Source organism: Paraburkholderia sp. CNPSo 3076 (genome assembly GCF_026343935.1).
Classification (GTDB): Bacteria; Pseudomonadota; Gammaproteobacteria; order Burkholderiales; family Burkholderiaceae; genus Paraburkholderia; species Paraburkholderia nodosa.
Genome location: NZ_JAPMAL010000023.1, coordinates 1 through 19,890 on the forward strand (window position 1 = coordinate 1; position 19,890 = coordinate 19,890).

Annotated in this window: 18 protein-coding genes; 15 read left to right on the forward strand and 3 right to left on the reverse strand. The window is 67.2% G+C overall.

What is annotated here, in order from left to right:
• The first annotated feature begins 61 nt into the window (after positions 1-61).
• From M3A49_RS25535 to M3A49_RS25600, 14 genes are all read left to right on the forward strand, one after another.
• Positions 62-514, forward strand: coding sequence for a hypothetical protein (locus tag M3A49_RS25535; protein WP_266231633.1), 453 nt, complete (start codon positions 62-64; stop codon positions 512-514).
• Between the two features lie 53 nt (positions 515-567).
• Positions 568-1,368 carry an endonuclease/exonuclease/phosphatase family protein gene (locus tag M3A49_RS25540; protein ID WP_266231557.1) on the forward strand — a complete coding sequence of 267 codons (801 nt, stop codon included), beginning with the start codon at positions 568-570 and terminating at the stop codon, positions 1,366-1,368.
• A gap of 132 nt (positions 1,369-1,500) precedes the next feature.
• Complete coding sequence (locus M3A49_RS25545; RefSeq protein ID WP_266231558.1) at positions 1,501-2,145, forward strand: LysE family translocator; 645 nt, start codon at positions 1,501-1,503, stop codon at positions 2,143-2,145.
• 650 nt (positions 2,146-2,795) lie between these two features.
• Entirely contained in the window at positions 2,796-3,566 is a 771-nt protein-coding gene (locus M3A49_RS25550) for a ferredoxin--NADP reductase (RefSeq protein WP_266231559.1), read from the forward strand.
• Positions 3,567-3,973: 407 nt separating this feature from the next.
• Positions 3,974-4,996, forward strand: a complete 1,023-nt coding sequence (locus M3A49_RS25555) for a sensor histidine kinase (protein WP_266231560.1) — start codon at positions 3,974-3,976, stop codon at positions 4,994-4,996.
• On the forward strand, positions 4,993-5,649 hold the full coding sequence (gene rqpR / locus M3A49_RS25560) for a response regulator transcription factor RqpR (RefSeq protein ID WP_254357025.1): 657 nt from the start codon (positions 4,993-4,995) through the stop codon (positions 5,647-5,649). Before M3A49_RS25555 ends, rqpR begins: the two co-directional genes overlap by 4 nt.
• A gap of 303 nt (positions 5,650-5,952) precedes the next feature.
• Complete coding sequence (locus M3A49_RS25565; RefSeq protein WP_254357024.1) at positions 5,953-7,371, forward strand: amino acid permease; 1,419 nt, start codon at positions 5,953-5,955, stop codon at positions 7,369-7,371.
• A gap of 486 nt (positions 7,372-7,857) precedes the next feature.
• Positions 7,858-8,355 (forward strand): (2Fe-2S)-binding protein, encoded by a 498-nt coding sequence (locus M3A49_RS25570; protein ID WP_266231561.1) that lies wholly within the window; start codon positions 7,858-7,860, stop codon positions 8,353-8,355.
• Between the two features lie 14 nt (positions 8,356-8,369).
• A complete protein-coding gene (locus tag M3A49_RS25575; RefSeq protein WP_266231562.1) occupies positions 8,370-10,760 on the forward strand; it encodes a xanthine dehydrogenase family protein molybdopterin-binding subunit in 2,391 nt (796 codons plus the stop codon).
• 13 nt (positions 10,761-10,773) lie between these two features.
• Complete coding sequence (locus M3A49_RS25580) at positions 10,774-11,571, forward strand: FAD binding domain-containing protein (RefSeq protein ID WP_266231563.1); 798 nt, start codon at positions 10,774-10,776, stop codon at positions 11,569-11,571.
• A gap of 77 nt (positions 11,572-11,648) precedes the next feature.
• Positions 11,649-12,536, forward strand: coding sequence for an AAA family ATPase (locus M3A49_RS25585; protein WP_266231564.1), 888 nt, complete (start codon positions 11,649-11,651; stop codon positions 12,534-12,536).
• Positions 12,537-12,598: 62 nt separating this feature from the next.
• Positions 12,599-13,870, forward strand: coding sequence for a vWA domain-containing protein (locus M3A49_RS25590; RefSeq protein ID WP_266231634.1), 1,272 nt, complete (start codon positions 12,599-12,601; stop codon positions 13,868-13,870).
• Positions 13,861-14,433: a CoxG family protein gene (locus M3A49_RS25595; protein ID WP_266231565.1), complete on the forward strand. Its 573-nt coding sequence runs from the start codon at positions 13,861-13,863 to the stop codon at positions 14,431-14,433. The genes M3A49_RS25590 and M3A49_RS25595 overlap by 10 nt, the downstream gene beginning before the upstream one ends.
• Positions 14,406-15,428 carry an XdhC family protein gene (locus M3A49_RS25600; protein WP_266231566.1) on the forward strand — a complete coding sequence of 341 codons (1,023 nt, stop codon included), beginning with the start codon at positions 14,406-14,408 and terminating at the stop codon, positions 15,426-15,428. The genes M3A49_RS25595 and M3A49_RS25600 overlap by 28 nt, the downstream gene beginning before the upstream one ends.
• Before the next feature lie 19 nt (positions 15,429-15,447).
• On the opposite strand, the gene M3A49_RS25605 is transcribed toward M3A49_RS25600, so the two are convergent.
• The 3 genes from M3A49_RS25605 to M3A49_RS25615 form a co-directional block, all read right to left on the reverse strand.
• On the reverse strand, positions 15,448-15,720 hold the full coding sequence (locus M3A49_RS25605) for a hypothetical protein (protein WP_416339007.1): 273 nt from the start codon (positions 15,718-15,720) through the stop codon (positions 15,448-15,450).
• Positions 15,721-15,927: 207 nt separating this feature from the next.
• Positions 15,928-16,056: an MFS transporter small subunit gene (locus M3A49_RS25610; RefSeq protein ID WP_254357020.1), complete on the reverse strand. Its 129-nt coding sequence runs from the start codon at positions 16,054-16,056 to the stop codon at positions 15,928-15,930.
• A gap of 13 nt (positions 16,057-16,069) precedes the next feature.
• Positions 16,070-17,470, reverse strand: a complete 1,401-nt coding sequence (locus M3A49_RS25615; protein WP_266231567.1) for an OFA family MFS transporter — start codon at positions 17,468-17,470, stop codon at positions 16,070-16,072.
• 451 nt (positions 17,471-17,921) lie between these two features.
• Here M3A49_RS25615 and M3A49_RS25620 point away from each other — a divergent pair, with 451 nt between their 5' ends.
• Complete coding sequence (locus tag M3A49_RS25620; RefSeq protein WP_266231568.1) at positions 17,922-19,880, forward strand: DUF3857 domain-containing transglutaminase family protein; 1,959 nt, start codon at positions 17,922-17,924, stop codon at positions 19,878-19,880.
• Positions 19,881-19,890 lie beyond the last annotated feature (10 nt).

Sequence of the window (19,890 nt, forward strand, 5' to 3'; positions counted from 1 at the left end):
GCCCGCGACCTCACGCGCCGTGACGCCCCCGGCGCCGCCCACTGCACCCGCCGGGACCGCTGTGGCGCCCGCGACGGCGCCTGTCACCCAGGGCGCTGTCCAGTGGGAGCTGCAGGTCATGCGCGACGGCCAGCAAATCGACGCGTTCAATGGCACGACCTCGATCGGCCAGGCGCACACGGACACGCATCACAAGGTCGTCTCGCACAGCGTGGGCTGCAAGGATCAGCCTGCAGGCAGCATCGATCTGTCGCGCACGATCACCGTTTCGCCGCTGCAGGTGCGCGCGAACCTGGTCGTCCTGTCGGTCGAGGCGCAGGAAACGCTCGAAAACGACGCCGCGCCGACTACGCCCGAAGGCTGCCGGCTGCCGCCGCAGCCGCGCCAGGTGAACGCGAACCATCCGGGCCTGATCGTGCCCGACGGGCAGTGGGTGACCTGGCAGATCGTCGACCAGAACCCCTCGCTTGCGTACCGGGTGCGCGCGACGCTCGCGCCGCCATCCGCACAGTGACCGCTCCGATCCAACACACGACCCGGCGTGACCCAATCTGTTAGAAAAAACGCATGCGAAATCCCGAACAACCGCTCATCGACACCTCACTGAGCAAAGACTTCGTCGCCGTGAGCTGGAATCTGCACAAGGGCCGCTCGCCGCTGGGCTTCGAGGCCTGGGAGGCCATGCGGCGCTGGGTGCAGTCCACCCATGCCGACGCGTGGTTTCTGCAGGAAGCGATGGCCCGCCGCTTGCCGCAACCGGTGCTCTCCTCGGCCTTCGGCGCGCAGCTGGGCGACCCGCTCGACGACGTCTGGCACTGCCAGGCCACTGAAATCGCCACCGCGCTCGAATTGCAGATCGCCCTCGGACCCAACGTGTTCAAGCCTTCATGGCGGCACGGCAACGCGATTCTCTCGCCGCATCCGCTCGATCTGGGCGGACGCTGGGACATCTCCGCGCACCGTTTCGAGCGGCGCGGGCTGCTCGTTGCGCGCGCAAACGTCGCCGGACAGTCCGTCACGCTGCTGTGCGCGCACCTTGCGCTCACGCGCAGCGCGCGGCTGCGGCAGATGAACTGGATCGCGCACTGGATCGTGAAGGAAGCGCCGCAGGGGCCGCTCGTGCTGGCGGGCGACTTCAACGACTGGCGCAACGACTCCGTGCCGCTCTTCGCGGAGCACGGGCTGCAGGAAGTCGCGACGCTGCTCGGCGAGCCGGCGCGGACCTTTCCGGCCTTCTCGCCGGCGCTCGCGCTCGACAAGATGTTCGTGCGGGGCCTCAAGCCCGTCGAGCTGATCCAGCCCGCGCAGGAGACCGCCTGGCTCTCCGATCACCTACCGTACATGGCGCGCCTGCGGCTCGAAGACTGACGCGCTGGGCAGCGGCGCGCGGGTCACCCGAAGCATCCGCGCGACACTCATCCGATCGCGGCCACTGGCGCGCGCAAGCCCGCGCTAATATGTCGCGTCGCGCGCGCCGCGCGTTTCGTCAGGTGTCCTCAGATGCATTACCTCGCCACGTTGCTGCAGATCGTTGTCGTCTATCTGTTTGCCCTCATCAGCCCCGGCCCGAACTTCTTCATGGTCACGCAGCTTTCGCTTGCCGGCCGGCGCGGCCTGGGTGTCGCTTCGGCGGCGGGCGTGGGCGTTGGCTCGACGCTCTGGGCGGCGCTCGCCATGCTCGGCTTCGCGGCCGTGCTGCAGCACATCGACTGGCTCTACAACGGCGTACGCGTGGCGGGCGCGCTCTATCTCGTCTGGTTCGGGCTCAAGCTGCTGCGCTCCGGCGTGCGCCGCGAGCTGGCCGCCGCGGCGCACGCCGCCGTCGCACCGCCGCCTGTTGCCGACCGGCGCGCGTGGCTGCGCACCTGGCGCGCGGGACTCATCACTTGCCTCACGAACCCGAAGTCGTGCGTATTCTGGACCAGCGTGTTCGCGGCTGTGTTTCCGGCGCATCCGCCGCTCTGGTTCTATGGCGTCGCGCTCGCCACGGTCGCCACGATGTCGTTCGGCTGGCATTGCAGCCTCGCCTTCCTGTTCGCCGACGACCGCACCCAGCGCGGCTACCGGCGCCTGCGCCGCCCGATCGACGCGTTTTGTGGCGCCGCGCTGATCGGGCTCGGCGTGAAACTCGCGGCCGACCGCTAAGGGCGCGCTCATGCGCCTCGCGCGCCGCGGCGCACCGTCGCACCACCGTTGCAGCGTCGAAAATGGCGCCATTGCGCGCGCATCGGCGCCTAAAAGCCGCGCCTAAAAGCCGCGCCGAAACTGCCCCGTCAGCAGGGTCAATGCTGCGGGCTGTCAGACCTTCCGGTATCATTTAGCCGAAAATTCGCACACGCCGATCGCGTTTTCGCAATCTGGTGCGTGTCGCCAGCGGCAAGAGAACCCGCTCTCGCGGGTCCTGGCAAGGTCCGCTCCGGCCCGCGAGGCCGGGCGAAGTTTGACCCGCCCTTTTGCCGCCGCCAGCAGACCCCGCCGTTGCGTGTTGCGCCCGCGCGCGGATGCCAGCACACCGCCGCAGCGAGCCACCCTCCCTTGCCGCGCAGGGGGACCCAACCCGGTCCAGGCAGATCGACAAGCAGGATCGACCGGGTCCTTGCGGCTCGAGCGCGGTAAAATGGCGGATTGCGCCTCGTTCGCAGCGGGGCGAACTGGCAAAACAACAGGGACTTGCCTGCCGTGGCGTAAAGCCTGGCCGCCGGGTCCCGGGCATATCGTCAAAGCTACGCTGTACTGGACAGCAGGCCGGCAGGATCGCCGCAGTCAGGCGGCGCTTGTTTCGCACTTCAGGAACCATGAGCAAATTCACCGAAGAAACCGTTCTGAGCGTCCATCACTGGACCGACACGCTTTTCAGCTTCACCTGCACGCGCGACCAGGCCCTGCGTTTCGACAACGGCCAGTTCACCATGGTCGGCCTCGAAGTGGACGGCAAGCCGCTGATGCGCGCGTACTCGCTCGCGAGCGCCAACTACGAAGAGCATCTGGAGTTTCTCAGCATCAAGGTGCCGGACGGCCCGCTCACGTCGCGCCTGCAGCACCTGAAAATCGGCGACAAGGTGCTGATCGGCAAGAAGCCCGTCGGCACGCTGGTGGCCGACAACCTGCTGCCCGGCAAGGTGCTGTGGCTGCTCTCGACCGGCACGGGCCTCGCGCCGTTCATGTCGATCATCAAGGACCCGGACATCTACGACCGCTTCGACAAGATCGTGCTCACGCACACCTGCCGTTTCGTCGACGAACTCGCGTACAAGGACTTCATCACCGAGGAACTGCGCGAGCATGAATACCTCGGCGAGATCGTGCGCGAGAAGCTGGTGTACTACCCGACCGTCACGCGCGAAGTGTTCGACAACCGCGGCCGGATCACCGAGCTGATCGACACGAAAAAGCTGTTCGAAGACCTCGATCTGCCGTCGTTCTCGCCCGAGCGCGACCGCATCATGCTCTGCGGCAGCACGCACATGCTGCGCGACACCGTCGAGCTGCTCGAAAAGGCCGGCCTCACGGAAGGCAGCAACAATCAGCCGGGGCATTACGTGGTGGAAAAGGCGTTCGTCGGTTAAGCGCCCGCGCAAAGTCGCTCGCAACGCGAAGAACCGGAGCCCGGCGCTCCGGTTTTTTTTCGCCTGCGCATTTTTATTTGGCCGTTTATTTTGTCGTTGATGCAGTTACAGTTGTCACACAAATGAGATACCTTTCCTGTCAGTATTTTTCCTACATGACAAGGACACGCGACCTCATGCTGCATCTGAAGTTTGACCGCTAACCCTTGTCCAGCCTGAAGTTTTTCTTTTTTTAAGATATTATCGCAGCGCAACATTGGACACACTGATACGTTTCCAGGGGCAGAGCCAGGTTGTTACTGGTTGTAAATTTCGTTACGCTGCGCCGTGCTGTTCACCGTCACGCCGGGGAGGCCAAATCCCGACGGACGTCTGACAGCAGGAACCGGTTCCTGAACGGGGGAATGATGGATACGTCGAGATACGCCGCGCCGCACGCGCGCACGCCCGTCGGCGATGCGCCGCGCGCCGCTCATGGCGTCGACGGCCTCGCCTTCCTCGCATGGTCCGCTGCCGCCGACGAGGCGGCCACAGTGGCCGCGCTCGAAGACCTCAACCGCGCGCATCGGCAGATTGCCGCGCCGGCGCGCGGCGCACGCCGGCGCGGGAGCCGCGCGCTTGCCCACGGCAGCGCCGCCCAGTCCATTCACGCCGACGAAGCCGCCCGCCACCGGCTCGCGCGCGATCTGCACGACAGCGTGGGCGCGGAACTCGCCGCCACGCACTTCGCGCTCGCCAACGTCCGCACCTGGCTGCCCGCCAACGCCCCGCCGCAATGCGCCGAGGCGCTAGCGCTCGTCGCCCGCTCGCTCGAAGCCGCCACCGGCGCGATGCGCCAGGTGCTCGACGGCCTGCATGCGCCGCACCTCGACGCGGGCCTGGCGCCCGCGCTCTCGTGCTGGGTGCGCGGCTTCGCGGCGCGCACGGGCCTCGCCGCCCGCGTGGCCGGCGCCAGCGACGACGCGCGCCTCGCCCGCCTGCCCGCCGAGGCCGCGCTCGCAGTGTTCCGCGTCGCCCAGGAGGCGCTCGCCAATGTGGCGCGCCACGCGCAGGCCACGTGCGCCGAGGTGCGGCTCGAAAGCACGGCGCGCCACCTCACGCTCACCATCGCCGACGACGGCATCGGCCTCGCGCGCGTCGCACCCCGCACGCGCCGCAGCCTGCCAAGCGCTCACGGCGACGACAACGCCGACAAGCTTGAGAGCCGCTCCGGCCACTACGGCCTCGCCGGAATGCGCGAGCGCTGCGCCGCCTTCGGCGGCTCGCTGCGCGCCGTCAAGGGCGGCATCGCGCGCACGCATCACGACGACGTCCAGCAGGAAGCCGCTCCGCGCGGCACGACCGTGCGTGCGCGCTTCGCGTGGGACGCGCTGCTCGCCGTCTCCCAATCCGCCTCGCCCCTCCTCAACAAAGAAGGCGCCCGCTCATGACCCATCGCATCCTGCTCGTCGACGACCACGCCGTCGTGCGCCAGGGCGTTCGCCAGTTGCTGCTCGACCGCGGCATTGCCGCCGAGGTGATCGAGGCGCAAACGGGCGCCGAGGCGCTCGCGGCGATCGCGAAGCATGTGTGCGACGTGGTCCTGCTCGACATCTCGCTGCCGGACATGAACGGCGTGGAGGTGCTCAAGCGCGCCAAGAAAAAGGCGCCGCGCGTGCCGGTGCTGATGTTCTCGATGTATCGCGAGGATCAATACGCGGTGCGGGCGCTGAAGGCGGGCGCAGCCGGCTATCTCTCGAAGACGGTGGACGCCGCGCAGATGACCGCCGCAATCCAGCAGGTCGCCGCGGGCCGCAAGTACGTGAGCCCGGCCATGGCCGAAGCGCTTGCCGACTACGTGCTGGTGGATGGCGAACAGCTGCCGCACGAGAAGCTCTCCGACCGCGAATACCAGACGCTGTGCATGCTAGCCTCGGGCAAGCGTCTCACCGACATCGCGCACGCGCTCTCGCTTTCGGTGAAGACGGTGAGCGTCTACCGCACGCGCCTGCTCGAAAAGATGAAGCTCACCAACAACGCCGAGCTGACCTTCTATGTGATGAGCAACCGGCTGGTCGACCTCTCGCCTACTGTCAGCGCCTGAGAATCCGGCGCCCCCTGCGGCATCAAGGCGGCCCTCTCGCCACAACCCGTTGATCCGGAAATGAACTTCGCGGTTTGCGCAGGTCCCGGCAAGGATCGCGCTCGGGCGTCGCGGATTGCGGCGGAATCGTCCGCGTCAAACGAGCGTTTCCGACCCTGCTCGACCGGTCTCGCGCACGACTTCCGCTAAAATTAAGGGTTTCCCCCAAAGACATCCGGCACGCGAAGCCAGCGCAGGCGGGCGTGGGTCAACCACGGCTCCAGTTCCTCGCCTTCGCGCGTTTTACGTGGAGTTCCCCGCCAAATGTCCCTCTTTCGCAAGAAGAACGTCGAGCACATGTTGCAGGCGAGCGCCCAGGGCGCTGGCCTGAAAAAAGCACTCGGCGCGCTCGACCTCACCTTTCTCGGCATCGGCGCGATCATCGGCACCGGCATTTTCGTGCTGACCGGCACGGGTGCCGTGCAGGCCGGCCCGGCGCTCATGGTCTCGTTCCTGATCGCGGCCGTGGCCTGCTGCTTCGCCGCGCTCGCGTATGCCGAGTTTGCCTCGACCATTCCCGTGGCCGGCTCGATCTACACCTATTCGTATGCGACGCTCGGCGAGCTGGCCGCGTGGGTGATCGGCTGGGACCTGATGCTCGAGTACGGGCTCGCCACCTCCGCGGTCTCGGTGGGCTGGTCGGGCTACCTGCAGTCGCTGCTTTCCGGCTTCGGCCTGACGCTGCCCGCCGCGCTCTCGGCCGCGCCCGGCGCCGTGCCCGGCGTGCACACGCTCTTCAATCTGCCCGCCTTCCTCGTGATGATGGCGATCACGGGGCTGCTTTCCGTGGGCGTGCGCGAATCCACGCGCATCAACAACATCATGGTGGCGATCAAGGTGACCGTGGTGCTGCTCGTGATCGCCGTGGGCGTGTTCCACGTCACCCCCGCGAACTGGCATCCGTTCATGCCCAACGGCTGGCGCGGCGTGTTCGGCGCCGCGGCCGTGATGTTCTTCGCATTCATCGGCTTCGACTCGGTGTCTTCCGCCGCCGAGGAAGTGAAGAATCCCAAGCGCGACCTGCCCATCGGCATCATCGCCTCGCTCGCCGTGTGCGCGGTGCTCTACGTCGCCGTGGCGGCGGTCGTGACCGGCATCGTGCCCTCGCCGCGCTTCGCCCATGTCGGCCACCCGGTTTCGTTCGCGCTGCAGGCGGTGGGCGAGAACTGGGTCGCGGGCTTCATCGATCTGGGCGCCGTGCTCGGCATGCTCACCGTGATCCTCGTGATGAGCTACGGCCAGACCCGCATCATCTACGCGATGTCGCGCGACGGCCTCTTGCCCGCCAAACTCTCGAAGGTGCATCCGCGCTTCGCCACGCCGTTCTTCACGACCTGGCTCGTCGGCGTTTTCTTTGGCCTGATCGGCGCGCTCGTGCCGCTGAACGTGCTCGCCGAGTTGATCAACATCGGCACGCTCGCCGCATTCTCGATGGTGTCGATCGCCGTGCTCGTGCTGCGCCGCACGCACCCGCACCTGCCGCGCGCGTTCCGCTGCCCGGGCGTGCCCGTGGTGCCGATTCTCGCGGTGGGTTCGTGTCTGTTCCTCATGATCAACCTCCAGCCGCTCACGTGGATCGCGTTCCTGGTCTGGACCGCGTTCGGCCTCATCGTCTACTTCGGCTATTCGCGCCGCCATTCGCGTCTCGCGCACGCACCTCACGAGCACGTGCATCACGACTGATACGCGCGCGATCTTCGCGGCGCTCCGATCCCGCTTCGATCCCGCTTCGATCCCGCGTCGATCCCCTTTTGAACGCTGCACTGCAACGCAACGGCCCGCCCCGAGTCATCGAGGCGGGCCGCTTTTTTCACTTGCTGCAAGCCTTCTGGAGGGTAAAACCCCGCGCAGCGAAATTCGGCAAATTGTGCTCTACTGTCCGGGCGTCACCCCAAAGGCTTCACTGAACAGCAAGGCACCAGCCGGACCCAGATTCCGCTCCACCCGTATTTGTCCGATCCACCCGAAGCGCCCCGCGTGGTTTGCGTGGCGCCGTGCGTTGCGCGCGCAAAGAGGCGCAACGCGTTAGACGGGCGAGTTTGACTGCGGGCGGTTATGGCGGTCGATTCAGTGTGAAAAAGCGGGCCCAGGCAGGTCTCTATCCCATCATCTGGTATGGGACCGGAGCCACGCGCAGCGCCGTGCTCCGGTCGACATTGGAGACAATCAATGGCGATCAGTATTAGCCTCACGGTCAACGGCGCGCCCGTGACCGCCGAGGTCGAACCTCACACGCTTCTCGTCCAGTTCCTGCGCGAACAGCAGCGTCTCACCGGCACGCACGTCGGCTGCGACACCGCACAATGCGGAGCCTGCACCGTCCACCTGAACGGCCGCGCGATCAAGTCGTGCAACCAGCTCGCGGTGCAGTGCGACGGCATGGAGGTGACGACGATCGAAGGCCTCGCGAAGAATGGCGAACTGCATCCCATGCAGGCCGCGTTCCGCGAATGCCACGGCCTGCAATGCGGTTTCTGCACGCCCGGCATGGTGATGTGCGCGACTGCGCTCGCCGCGGCCAAGCCCGACCTCACCGAAGCGGACGTGCGCGAAGGGCTCGACGGCAACTTCTGCCGCTGTACGGGCTATCACAACATCGTGAAGGCCGTGGTCGCGGGCGCGCAGGCAATGCGCGCGGGCGCCCCCGCTGCCGCCACGACCGCGTGACTCGGGAGGCCACCATGAACGCACCCGAACCCAATCGCATGATCGGCGCGCCCGTCAAGCGCAAGGAAGACTACCGCTTCCTTACCGGCGTCGGCCAGTACACCGACGACGTCGTGCTGCCCGCACAGACCTACGCCGTGTTCGTGCGCTCGCCGCACGCCCATGCGCGCATCAAGCGCATCGACATCGACGCCGCGAAGGCATCGCCCGGCGTCGTGGCCGTCTTCACCGGCGCGGACCTCGCGGCGGAAAACGTGGGCGGCCTGCCATGCGGCTGGCTCATCCACAGCATCGACGGCACGCCCATGAACGAGCCGCCGCATCCGGTGATCGCGCACGAGAAAGCGCGCCACGTGGGCGACCAGGTCGCGCTCGTGATCGCCGATTCGGTCAAGGCGGCGAAGGATGCCGCCGAACGGGTCGAGGTCGATTACGAAGCGCTGCCTGCCGCCGTCGACACGGCGCACGCCGCCGACGCGGGCCAGCCGCTCGTGCACGACGGCGTGCCGAACAACACCTGCTACACGTGGGGCCACGGCGACAAGGCCGCGACCGACGCCGCCTTCGCGCAGGCCGCGCACGTGACGACACTCGATATCGTCAACAACCGGCTCATACCGAACGCCATCGAGCCGCGCGCCGTGAACGCGAGCTACGCGCAGCACGACGACAGCTACACCGTGTACGTGGCGAACCAGAACCCGCACGTCGAGCGCCTGCTCATGGCCGCGTTCGTGCTCGGGCTGCCGGAAACGAAGCTGCGCATCGTCGCACCCGACGTGGGCGGCGGCTTCGGCTCGAAGATCTTTCTGTATGCCGAAGATGTCGCGCTCACGTGGGCCGCGAAGAAAATCCGCCGCCCGGTGAAGTGGACCGCCGAACGATCGGAGTCCTTCGTTTCCGATGCGCACGGCCGCGACCACGTGACCAAAGCCGAACTCGCGCTCGACAAGGACGGCAAGTTCCTCGCCATGCGCGTACACACCACGGCGAACATGGGCGCGTATCTCTCGACGTTCGCCTCGAGCGTGCCGACCATCCTCTACGCCACGCTGCTCGCGGGCCAGTACACCACGCCCGCGATCTACGCCGAGGTAAAGGCCGTGTTCACGAACACGGTGCCCGTGGACGCGTACCGCGGCGCGGGGCGCCCGGAAGCGACCTACGTGGTCGAGCGTCTGGTGGAAACGGCCGCACGCGAGATGAACCTCGACCCGGCCGAAATCCGCCGCCGCAACTTCATCACGAGCTTCCCGTATGCCACGCCCGTTGGCCTCACCTACGACACCGGCGACTACGAAGCGTGCCTCGGGCGCGCGCTGGAACTCGCCGACGTGAAGGGCTTCGCCGCGCGCCGCGACGCATCGAAGGCCCGAGGCTTGCTGCGCGGCCTTGGCTACTCGTGCTACATCGAGGCGTGCGGGCTCGCGCCGTCGAACATCGCGGGTGCGCTTGGCGCGCGCGCGGGCCTCTTCGAAGCCGGTGAAGTTCGCGTGAACCCGACCGGCTCCGTCACCGTGTTCACGGGCTCGCACAGCCACGGCCAGGGCCACGAGACGACCTTTGCGCAAGTCGTGGCCGATCGCCTCGGCGTGCCGATCGAACAGGTCGAGATCGTTCACGGCGACACGGGCCGCATTCCGTTCGGCATGGGCACCTATGGCTCGCGCTCGATCTCGGTGGGCGGCTCGGCCATCATGAAGGCGCTCGACAAGATCGAGGCGAAGGCGAAGAAGATCGCCGCGCACATGCTCGAAGCGGGCGTGGAGGACATCGAGTTCGCCGACGGCGTGTTCCGCGTGGCGGGCACCGACCGCACGAAGACCTTCGCTGAAATCTCGCTCGCCGCGTACGTGCCGCACAACTATCCGCTGGAGACGCTGGAACCGGGCCTCGACGAAAGCGCGTTCTACGATCCGACCAACTTCACCTATCCGTCGGGCGCGTATCTCTGCGAAGTCGAAGTCGATCCCGAGACGGGCGAGACGCGCATCGAACGCTTCACCGCGGTGGACGATTTCGGCAACGTCATCAATCCGATGATCGTCGAAGGCCAGGTGCATGGGGGGCTCGGCCAGGGCATCGGCCAGGCGATGCTCGAACAGTGCGTGTACGACAACGAGAGCGGTCAGTTGCTCTCGGGCTCGTATATGGACTACGCGATGCCGCACGCGTCGGATGTGCCTTCGTTCACGGTGGAAACCGCGAAAGGCACGCCGTGCACGCACAATCCGCTTGGCGTGAAGGGCTGCGGCGAAGCCGGTGCGATCGGCTCGCCGCCCGCCGTCATCAACGCGATTCTGGACGCACTTGGCTCCCTGGGCGTGAAGGACCTGCAGATGCCGGCCACGCCGCATCGTGTATGGCAAGCGATCCAGGCCGCGCAGGCCCCTTCACAACCTTGAGCGGAGGCGCTCCATGTACGCATTCGACTATCAGCGCGCAAGCGACGCGCAAGGCGCCGTGAAATCCCTCGCGGCCGACGCCGACGCCAAATTTCTGGCCGGCGGCCAGAGCCTGCTCGCGGCGATGAAGCTGCGGCTCGCCCAGCCCACCACGCTCGTGGACGTCACGCGCATTCCCGAGCTGAAAGCCGTGCAGGTGGACGGCAAGGTGGTGAAGGTGGGCGCGGCCGTGTGCCATGCCGACGTCGCCGAAAACGCGCAGATCCGCAGCACGCTGCCGGCGCTCGCGGACCTGGCGGGCATGATCGGCGACCGCCAGGTGCGCGCGCTCGGCACGCTGGGCGGCTCGCTCGCCAACGACGATCCGGCCGCCGACTATCCGGCAGCGGTGCTCGCGCTGAACGCGACGGTGGTGACGGACCGGCGGCGCATCGCAGCGGACGACTTCTTCCTCGGCATGTACGAAACGGCGCTGGAACCCGACGAGTTGATCGTGTCCGTCGAATTCCAGGTGCCCGAACGCGCGACCTACGAGAAGTTTCGCAATCCTGCGTCGCACTTCGCGCTCGCGGGCGTGTTCGTCGCGAAGTACGCCGGTGAGACGCGTGTGGCGGTCACTGGCGCCGGGCCCTCGGTATTTCGCGCGAGCGCGCTGGAAAGCGCACTGAAGACGAACTTCGCGCCCGAAGCCGCACGCGCGGTGAAGATCCCCGCCGACGACCTCAACACCGACCTGCACGCGAGCGCGGCATACCGCGCGCACCTCATACCGGTGCTGGCGGCGCGCGCGGTGGCGAAGGCCAACGGCTAGGCTTGTCCCGAGGGCGAGCGCTCCCATGTGGACGTGGGAGCGCTCGCCGCCTTTGATTCGCGTTGACAGAAGCCCGAATGCAATCCGCCTCGATCGACGACACCCTCGCACAACTCGAAGCGCGCGGCTACTTCGCGAGCCGCGAACTCGCCACGGCGCTCTTTCTTGCGCTGCGCATGGAACGGCCGCTGTTTCTCGAAGGCGAGCCGGGCGTGGGCAAGACCGAACTCGCAAAGGCCGCGGCGGCAATGCTCGGCACGACGGTCTTGCGCCTGCAATGCTACGAAGGACTCGATACGGCGAGTGCGCTGTACGAGTGGGACTATCCGCGCCAGATCATGGCGCTGCGACTTGCCGAAGCCGCCGGCGAAAAGCCCCGCAACGACACGCTCTATCGCGACGAATTTCTGCTCAAGCGCCCGCTGCTCCAGGCGCTGCAACCCGACCCGCACAGCCCGGGCGCGCGCCGCGTGCTGCTGATCGACGAAATCGACCGCGCCGACGAACCGTTCGAAGCCTTCCTGCTCGAACTCCTTTCGGATTTCCAGGTATCGATTCCCGAATACGGCACCGTGCGCGCGAGTACGCCGCCGCTCGTCGTGATCACGTCGAACCGCACGCGCGAAGTGCACGACGCGCTCAAGCGGCGCTGTCTTTATCAATGGCTCGGCTATCCGGACCGCGCGCGCGAACTCGCAATCGTGGCCACGCGCGCGCCGGAAACCGCGCCGGAACTGCAGCAGCGCGCCGTGGCGTTCGTGCACCAGTTGCGCACGATGGACCTCTTCAAGGCGCCCGGCATTGCGGAAACGATCGACTGGTGCCGCGCGCTTAGCGCACTCGCCGTGACGGAACTCGATCCGCAGTCGGTGCAGGACACGCTAGGCGTGCTGCTGAAGTACCAGGACGACCTCGCGCAGCTCGACGCGCAACGCATCGCGCAAACGCTCGCGCTCGCGGAGTGAGCACGATGCCCTCCGCCCTATCGTCCCTGTCGCCCGAAACCCGCACGACATCGCCCGCCGCCATGCCCGCCCTCGCGCCCGTGTTCGCGCGCAACGTCGTGCATTTCGTGCGCGTGCTGCGCGGCGCAGGCCTGCCGCTGTCGCCTTCGCGCGCCGTCGATGCGATCGAAGCGCTGCGCCACATCGACCTCGGCCGCCGCGACGACGTGCATGCGGCGCTCGCCGCGCTCCTGACGAGCGCGCCCGACGAGCGCGAGATCTTCGACGCCGCCTTCGCGCTCTTCTGGCGCGATCCGGATTTCGAAGGCAAGCTGCGCGCGCTGTTGCTGCCGAAGGTGCAAGGCGGCGTACCGCCGCCGCGCCGCAACAACCGCCTCGCCGACGCGCTCGCGGCGCGTCCTGCCCATCGCCCCGGTGCCAGGCCCCCCCCCTCGCACGAAGAACACGAGTTGCGCGCACACGCCACGTTCAGCGCCGAAGAGCGCCTGCGCCAGCGCGACTTCGACACGCTCACCGCCGACGAATGGCGCGCGCTGCGCCACCTGATCCGCGCGCGCCGCCTGCCGCTCGCCACCGTTCGCACGCGGCGCCTGAAGGCATCGTCGCGCGGCACCCACGCCGATCTGCGCGCGAGCGCGCGCCACGCGGTGCGGGCGGGCGGCGACTGGACCGTGTGGAAATATCGCGCGCCCGTGGAGCGCAAGCTGCCGCTCGTGCTGCTGCTCGACATTTCTGGCTCGATGAGCAGCTACTCGCGCGCGGTGCTCTACTTCTGCCACGCGCTGCTGCAGTCGCGCGAACGCCTGCAGGTGTTCCTGTTCGGCACGCGCCTGACGCACGCCACGCGCGCGCTGCGCGAACGCGACCCCGACGTCGCGCTCGCCCAGCTCGCCACCCAGGTCGCGGACTGGTCGGGCGGCACGCGCATCGGCGCCACGCTCGCGGAGTTCAACCGCCGCTGGGCGCGCCGCATGCTCGGCGGCCGCGCGACGGTGCTCATCGTTACCGATGGGCTCGATCACGATGCATGCAGCCTGCTCGGCGAGGAGATGGCGCGTTTGCACCGCTTCGCGCATCGCGTGGTCTGGCTCAATCCGCTCTTGCGTTACCGCGATTTCGCGCCCAAGGCGCGCGGCGTGCAGGCGATGCTGCCCCACGTCGACGCGCACTACCCCGTCCACAATCTCGACAGCCTCGAAGCGTTCGCGCGCAGCCTGTGCGAAGCCGCGCCGATTGGGCATGCGCCTCGAACGGCACCTCATCTGGCAAAACCGGCACGCGCATTGCACACGTCGCAGGAGCGCCCGGCACAAGGAGAAACACGATGGAGCTGACCGAAAGCCACACGCTGCCGGTGCCGCAACAGCGCGCCTGGGAAGCGCTCAACGACACGGCGATCCTCAAGGCGTGCATACCGGGCTGCGAAAGCATCGAAGCCGACGGCGAGAACGCCTATGCCGTCGCGCTGACCGCCGCAGTAGGCCCGGTGAAGGCGCGCTTCAAGGGCCGCATGCAGCTCGCCGATATCGACGCACCGAATAGCTACACGATCGTCTTCGAGGGTCAGGGCGGCGCAGCGGGCTTCGGCAAGGGCGACGCGCACGTGAAACTCGAATCTGCCGGCGACGAGTCGACCACGCTCACTTACACCGCGAATGCCCAGGTGGGCGGCAAGCTCGCGCAGATCGGCTCGCGGCTCGTGGACGGCGCGGCGCGCAAGATCGCCGGCGAGTTTTTCAAGCGTTTCGGGGAACAGCTGGGCGGCGAGGCGCAGCAAAATACCGGCGAAGCGGCGGCACTTGCCGCCAGCGACGCACAAGCCCAGCCGCAAGGCGAAGGCGCAGAGGAAACACCGAAGAGGAAACGATCATGGACAGCGTGGATCTCGAAGTCCTGAAATCCAGCGTGCACTGGCTCGACGCAGGACACCGCGCGCTGCTGGTGACAGTGGTGAAAACGTGGGGCTCGTCGCCGCGCCCCGAAGGCGCGATGCTGGTGGTGCGCGACGACGGCGTCGTGGTCGGCTCCGTTTCGGGCGGCTGCATCGAGGACGATCTCATCGACCGCGTGCGCCGCGAAGGCGTGACGATCACCAGGCCCGAAGCCGTGAAGTACGGCATCACGGCAGAAGAGGCGCATCGTTTCGGACTGCCATGCGGCGGCACGATCCAGCTCGTGCTCGAACCGCTCTCCGAAGCCTCGGGCATTCGCGAACTGCTCGAAACCGTCGAGCGCGGCGAACTCGTTGCGCGCACACTCGACATGCCGACCGGGCGCACCACGCTCGGCCCCGCGAAAGCGACCGATGGCGTGGACTTCGACGACGCGCGCCTGCTCACGATCCACGGGCCGCGCTACCGCATGCTGGTGATCGGCGCGGGGCAGCTCTCGCGCTATCTCTGCCAGATCGCGGTGGGGCTCGATTACCAGGTGACCGTGTGCGACCCGCGCGAGGAATACACCGACACCTGGGACGTGGCCGGCACGGCGCTCGTACGCACCATGCCCGACGACACGGTGCTCGACATGAAGCTCGACGAACGCTGCGCCGTGATCGCGCTCACGCACGACCCGAAGCTCGACGACCTCGCGCTAATGGAAGCGCTCAAGACGCCCGCGTTCTACGTGGGCGCGCTGGGCTCGCGGCGCAACAACGCGGCGCGGCGCGAGCGGCTCAAGGAGTTCGACCTGAGCGAAGCGGAACTCGCGCGGCTGCATGGACCGGTGGGCATTTACATCGGCAGCCGCACGCCGCCGGAAATCGCGGTGTCGATCCTCGCGGAAGTCACGGCGGCGAAGAACGGCGTGTCGCTCCCGACCATTCTCCAGGTGGAAGGCGCAAAAGCCGCACGCGAACAGGCGGCAGGAGCGGGATCGACGTGCGATGTGTGAGGCCGCTTCGCTGCTGCCTTCACGCGTGAGGCGAGCGCCCGTCGTGGTCGACCTCGCGCCGTTGCTCCCGGTCTTTCCGGCGTTCACGTCTTAGCATCGACGCGCGCAGCGATCTGAGCATGCGCGTCCATCCCGAAGGCCGCGGATCGGCCAGCATGCTCAACGCGCGCGCATAGTCGAGCGTGAGTCCCGGCGTCCACGCCATCGCGCTCACCACGAGCGCCGCCATCACGCCGCGCCAGCGCTCGCGCAGATACTCCACGCCCAGCAGGATCATCATGAGCCGCACCATCGCCCGTCTCCGGCAGCCGCGTATGAAAACGCATCGTACTGCGGTGCGGCGAGGGATCGCCCCGAACGTGCGCGGCCAATGCGGCTTCGAGCGCCTGACTACGCGCCCCAAAAAAAACTGCGGGCCGCGACTTTCGTCGGCGGCCCGCAGTACGGGTTGCTTCGATGGGCGGCTCACGCCGCCTCGCTTCACTCGAGCGTCACGGCATCAGCCGAACAGCTTCATCGCCTGCGCGAGCGTGTTGGTCACGCCCCATACGAGCGGCACCAGCACGTAGAGCCAGAAGACCGCCATCAGCGCCTTGTTCGACGATTTCGGGGCAGCTTGAATAGACATTGCGCGTTCCTCCTTATTTACCGGCGGCGAGTTGCGTCTCGCTCATGTGATGCTTCGCCTCCACGCGGCGCACGAGCAAATTGCAGATGAAGCCGATCACGAGCAGCGAAGCCATGATGTGCACGGTCATCGTGTACGCGTCGGCCTTCGCCACGCCGTGCGCGACCTGGTACGCACGCACGTAGTTCACGAGCACCGGGCCCGCCACGCCCGCCGCGGCCCACGCGGTGAGCAGACGGCCGTGAATGCCGCCGACGAACGCCGTGCCGAACATGTCCGCGAGATACGCGGGCACGGTCGAGAAGCCCCCGCCGTACATCGAGAGAATCAGGCAGAACGCGAGCACGAAGAACACGATGTTGCCGCTCTGCGCGAATTGCGGCACCGCGTAATAGAGCACCGCGCCGAACACGAAGAAGATGAAATAGGTGTTCTTGCGGCCCACCCAGTCGGAAGCCGAAGCCCACACGAAGCGCCCGCCCATGTTGAAGAGCGAGAGCAGGCCGACGAAGCCCGCCGCCGCGCCGGCGCTCACGGTGTCCTTGAAGCTTTCCTGGATCATGACCGAGGCCTGGCCCAGAATGCCGATGCCGGCCGTCACGTTGAGGAACAGCACGAGCCAGATCAGGTAGAACTGCGGCGTCTTGAGCGCCTGGTCGATATGCACGTGCTGGTTAGACACGAGCTTCTTGGCCACGACGGGCGGCGTCCAGCCCGCGGGCTTCCAGTCCGGCGCGGGCACGCGGATGGTGATGGCGCCGATCGTCATCGAGATGAAGTACGCCACGCCGAGCACAACGAAGGTCTGGGCGACGCCCACGCTCGTGTCGCTCGCGAAATGCTTCATCAGCATGACGGAGAGCGGCGCGGCGATCATCGCGCCGCCGCCGAAGCCCATGATCGCGAGGCCGGTTGCCATGCCGCGGCGGTCGGGGAACCAGCGGATCAGCGTCGAAACCGGCGAGACGTAGCCGAGCCCGAGGCCGATGCCGCCGATCACGCCGTAGCCGAGATAGAGCAGCGCGATCTGATGCAGATACACGCCGAGCGCGGAAACGAGGAAACCACCGCCAAAGCAGCACGCGGCGGTAAACATCGTGCGGCGCGGGCCCACACGTTCGAGCCACTTGCCGCCAAACGCGGCGGAAAGGCCGAGAAAGACAATGGCCAGCGAGAAAATCCAGCCAAGCGTGGTGAGCGACCAGTCATCGGACGCGGACTGCGTAATGCCGATCACCTTCGTGAGCGGCGCGTTGAACACGGAAAACGCGTAGGCCTGGCCGATGCACAAATGCACGGCCAGCGCGGCGGGCGGCACCATCCAGCGCGAAAAGCCCGGCGGGGCGATGGTCGCCTCTTTGGAAAAGAAAGGTGCGCTTTGCGCACCGCGCGTCGAATCTGCAACGCTGCTCATGGGATCTCCCGAGTCGACCAGAGGTTGAGCGCGCGGGGTGAGCGCTCGCTCTGGTCGCATCCAAAATGGCTGTTGGTAGGCGTGGTCTTTCGTGCTCTTTTTATGCGCAAACGCATAGAACACTTAATTGCCGCTTGACGGCTGCACGAACCTTAGTCCCCAACCGTCGCCTTGGCAATATGAGGTAAACATACATATGCCATACAACGGCCCGCGCGACGCCGTGTTTCCTCGATTGTTGCGTGCGCAGCAAATCAGCGGGGACGCCGTATGACGCCGTGGAGAACCATGCGGGCGGCCATTTCGTTGCGCGGCCCAGAATTTAGACTCAATGCTCGATACAGGGTCCCCTGCGGGCGGTGTGCGGGCCATCCGCTTGACAAGCGGGTTACATGACTTTTAAGTGGCAGGAGTAGCGCCTATCCGCGACCCGCCACCTGCCGAGCCCCCCATGCGCCTCGCTCTCGCTCTTTGCCTAGCCGTGCTCGGCCCCGCCACGGGAACCTTCGCCGCCGACCTGCGCCCGGGCGTGGCGCAGCTCACCCCGGTGCCCCTCGAAGCGGGCACGCTGAATCCGGCAGGCAGCGCCGCGCAGGCGCCCTACACCAACGAAGCGGAAACGCAGACCTTCACCGTCAATGCGGACGGCTCGTACACCAAGCTCGACTCGCTCACCCTGCGCGTGAACACGGAGGCCGGCATTGCGCGCGCGGGCCAGTATTACGTGTGGTTCAACCGCGAGATGGCCCACGTGGACGTGCTCGAAGCGTGGACCGAGGACGCCCAGGGCGGGCGTCACGACGTGCGCCCAGAGCAGATCCGCGACGTGCAGGAAGTGCGCTCGTTCGACGCCCCGATGTTCCAGGACGTCCAGGACAAGGTGATCGTGTTCCCGGCCGTGGAGCCGGGCGCGCGCGTGCATCTCACGTGGCGCAAGTTCCAGCGCGTGCCGCTCGTGCCCGGCTGGTTCAGCGACTTCACGCCGCCCGACCTCGCGCCCACGCACAACTTCCGCGTGATCTACGACCTGCCCGCGAAAGTCCCGCTCTACGCCGACGCGCGCGGCCTCATCGTGCTGCCGCCCGCCACGGTGAACGGCCGCACACGCTACGAGTACCGCTACGACAAAGCGAATTTCGAGCGCCTCGAATATGGCTCGGTCGCCTACGTGAGCTACGGCGACCGGCTGATGGTGTCCACCTTCCCCGACTACGCGGCCTTCGCAAAGGTCTATCGCGAGGCGGCGGCGGATCCAACCGTGCGCGACCCGGCCATCGTGCGCCTTGCGCAGACACTCACGGCGCACGACGACACCCCGCGCGCCAGGGCGCAAACGCTCTACGACTGGGTGCGCCGCAACATCCGCTACGTGGCGATGAATATCGGACGCGGCGAGATCGTGCCGCACCGCGTAACCGACGTGCTCGCGAACCGCTACGGCGACTGCAAGGACCACGTCGCGCTCTACGGTGCGCTGCTCGGCGCCGTGGGCATCCGCAGCGTGCCGGCGCTCGTGAACAGCGGCACGGTCTACTCGCTGCCGAGCGTACCCGGCTTCGGCGTGATCAATCACGTCATCACCTGGCTGCCCGATTTGCAGATGTTCGCGGATTCCACGGCGAGCAACATCGAGTTCGGCTATTTGCCGTCGACGGACATGGACCGCGAGGCCGTGCTCGCCGGCGACGGCACGCAGGTCCGCACGCCCGCCACGGCCACGACCACGCGCGAGAGCGATCTCGACATCACGGTCGCGCCCGACGGCTCGGCGCGCTTCATCTACCGCTTGCAGGCAGAGGGCTGGTCCGCCGAACAGACGCGCAGCGTGCTGCGCCTGCAAACGCCGGCGCAGCGCGAAGAGTCGCTGCAATGGGAGCTGCGCAACGCCAATCTGCGCGGCAGCGCCACGCTCGCCTCCAGCCCGCTCGAGGCCACGGCGGGTCCGCTCGTGCTCACGCTCACGGGCACCTTCGACGGCTTCGTCGACCCTGAAATGACCACGCCCGTGCCCACGCTCACGAGCTTCGTGGGCGGGCTCGACGCGAATCTGCGCTACTGGCTCGGCGAATCGCGGCGCACGCAGCCCTTCGTGTGCCGCAACGTGGTAATGACCGAGCGCACGCGCATCGTGCTGCCGCCGGGCATGCGCGTGCTCGACGTGCCCATGCCGCAGCACGCCGACAACCGTTTCATCGATTTCACTTCGCAGTACGCGCTCGACCCGCAGGCGAATGTGCTGCGCGTCACGCGCACCGGTCAAACGCATTTCGCGAGCGATGTATGCAGCGCCGACGATTTCGCGCAGATGCGCCCCGCGTTCGAGACGATGGCACGCGACCTGCGCGCGCAGTTGATCGTCAAGCCGTCGGCCCAGGGCGCCGCGCTGGATAGTCCGGCAAGCGCGCAGTGAGCCGGCGCAC

Excerpts from the sequence above, each read along its gene's own strand:
- M3A49_RS25620 (WP_266231568.1), top strand. The coding sequence starts at position 17,922 with ATGCGCCTCGCTCTCGCTCTTTGCCTAGCCGTGCTCGGCCCCGCCACG.
- M3A49_RS25585 (WP_266231564.1), top strand. The coding sequence starts at position 11,649 with ATGCAATCCGCCTCGATCGACGACACCCTCGCACAACTCGAAGCGCGC.
- M3A49_RS25590 (WP_266231634.1), top strand. The coding sequence starts at position 12,599 with ATGCCCGCCCTCGCGCCCGTGTTCGCGCGCAACGTCGTGCATTTCGTG.
- M3A49_RS25565 (WP_254357024.1), top strand. The coding sequence starts at position 5,953 with ATGTCCCTCTTTCGCAAGAAGAACGTCGAGCACATGTTGCAGGCGAGC.
- M3A49_RS25570 (WP_266231561.1), top strand. The coding sequence starts at position 7,858 with ATGGCGATCAGTATTAGCCTCACGGTCAACGGCGCGCCCGTGACCGCC.
- M3A49_RS25555 (WP_266231560.1), top strand. The coding sequence starts at position 3,974 with ATGGATACGTCGAGATACGCCGCGCCGCACGCGCGCACGCCCGTCGGC.
- M3A49_RS25580 (WP_266231563.1), top strand. The coding sequence starts at position 10,774 with ATGTACGCATTCGACTATCAGCGCGCAAGCGACGCGCAAGGCGCCGTG.
- M3A49_RS25610 (WP_254357020.1), bottom strand. The coding sequence starts at position 16,056 with ATGTCTATTCAAGCTGCCCCGAAATCGTCGAACAAGGCGCTGATGGCG.
- M3A49_RS25545 (WP_266231558.1), top strand. The coding sequence starts at position 1,501 with ATGCATTACCTCGCCACGTTGCTGCAGATCGTTGTCGTCTATCTGTTT.
- M3A49_RS25550 (WP_266231559.1), top strand. The coding sequence starts at position 2,796 with ATGAGCAAATTCACCGAAGAAACCGTTCTGAGCGTCCATCACTGGACC.
- M3A49_RS25615 (WP_266231567.1), bottom strand. The coding sequence starts at position 17,470 with ATGAGCAGCGTTGCAGATTCGACGCGCGGTGCGCAAAGCGCACCTTTC.
- M3A49_RS25540 (WP_266231557.1), top strand. The coding sequence starts at position 568 with ATGCGAAATCCCGAACAACCGCTCATCGACACCTCACTGAGCAAAGAC.
- M3A49_RS25595 (WP_266231565.1), top strand. The coding sequence starts at position 13,861 with ATGGAGCTGACCGAAAGCCACACGCTGCCGGTGCCGCAACAGCGCGCC.
- M3A49_RS25575 (WP_266231562.1), top strand. The coding sequence starts at position 8,370 with ATGAACGCACCCGAACCCAATCGCATGATCGGCGCGCCCGTCAAGCGC.
- M3A49_RS25600 (WP_266231566.1), top strand. The coding sequence starts at position 14,406 with ATGGACAGCGTGGATCTCGAAGTCCTGAAATCCAGCGTGCACTGGCTC.
- rqpR (WP_254357025.1), top strand. The coding sequence starts at position 4,993 with ATGACCCATCGCATCCTGCTCGTCGACGACCACGCCGTCGTGCGCCAG.
- M3A49_RS25605 (WP_416339007.1), bottom strand. The coding sequence starts at position 15,720 with ATGGTGCGGCTCATGATGATCCTGCTGGGCGTGGAGTATCTGCGCGAG.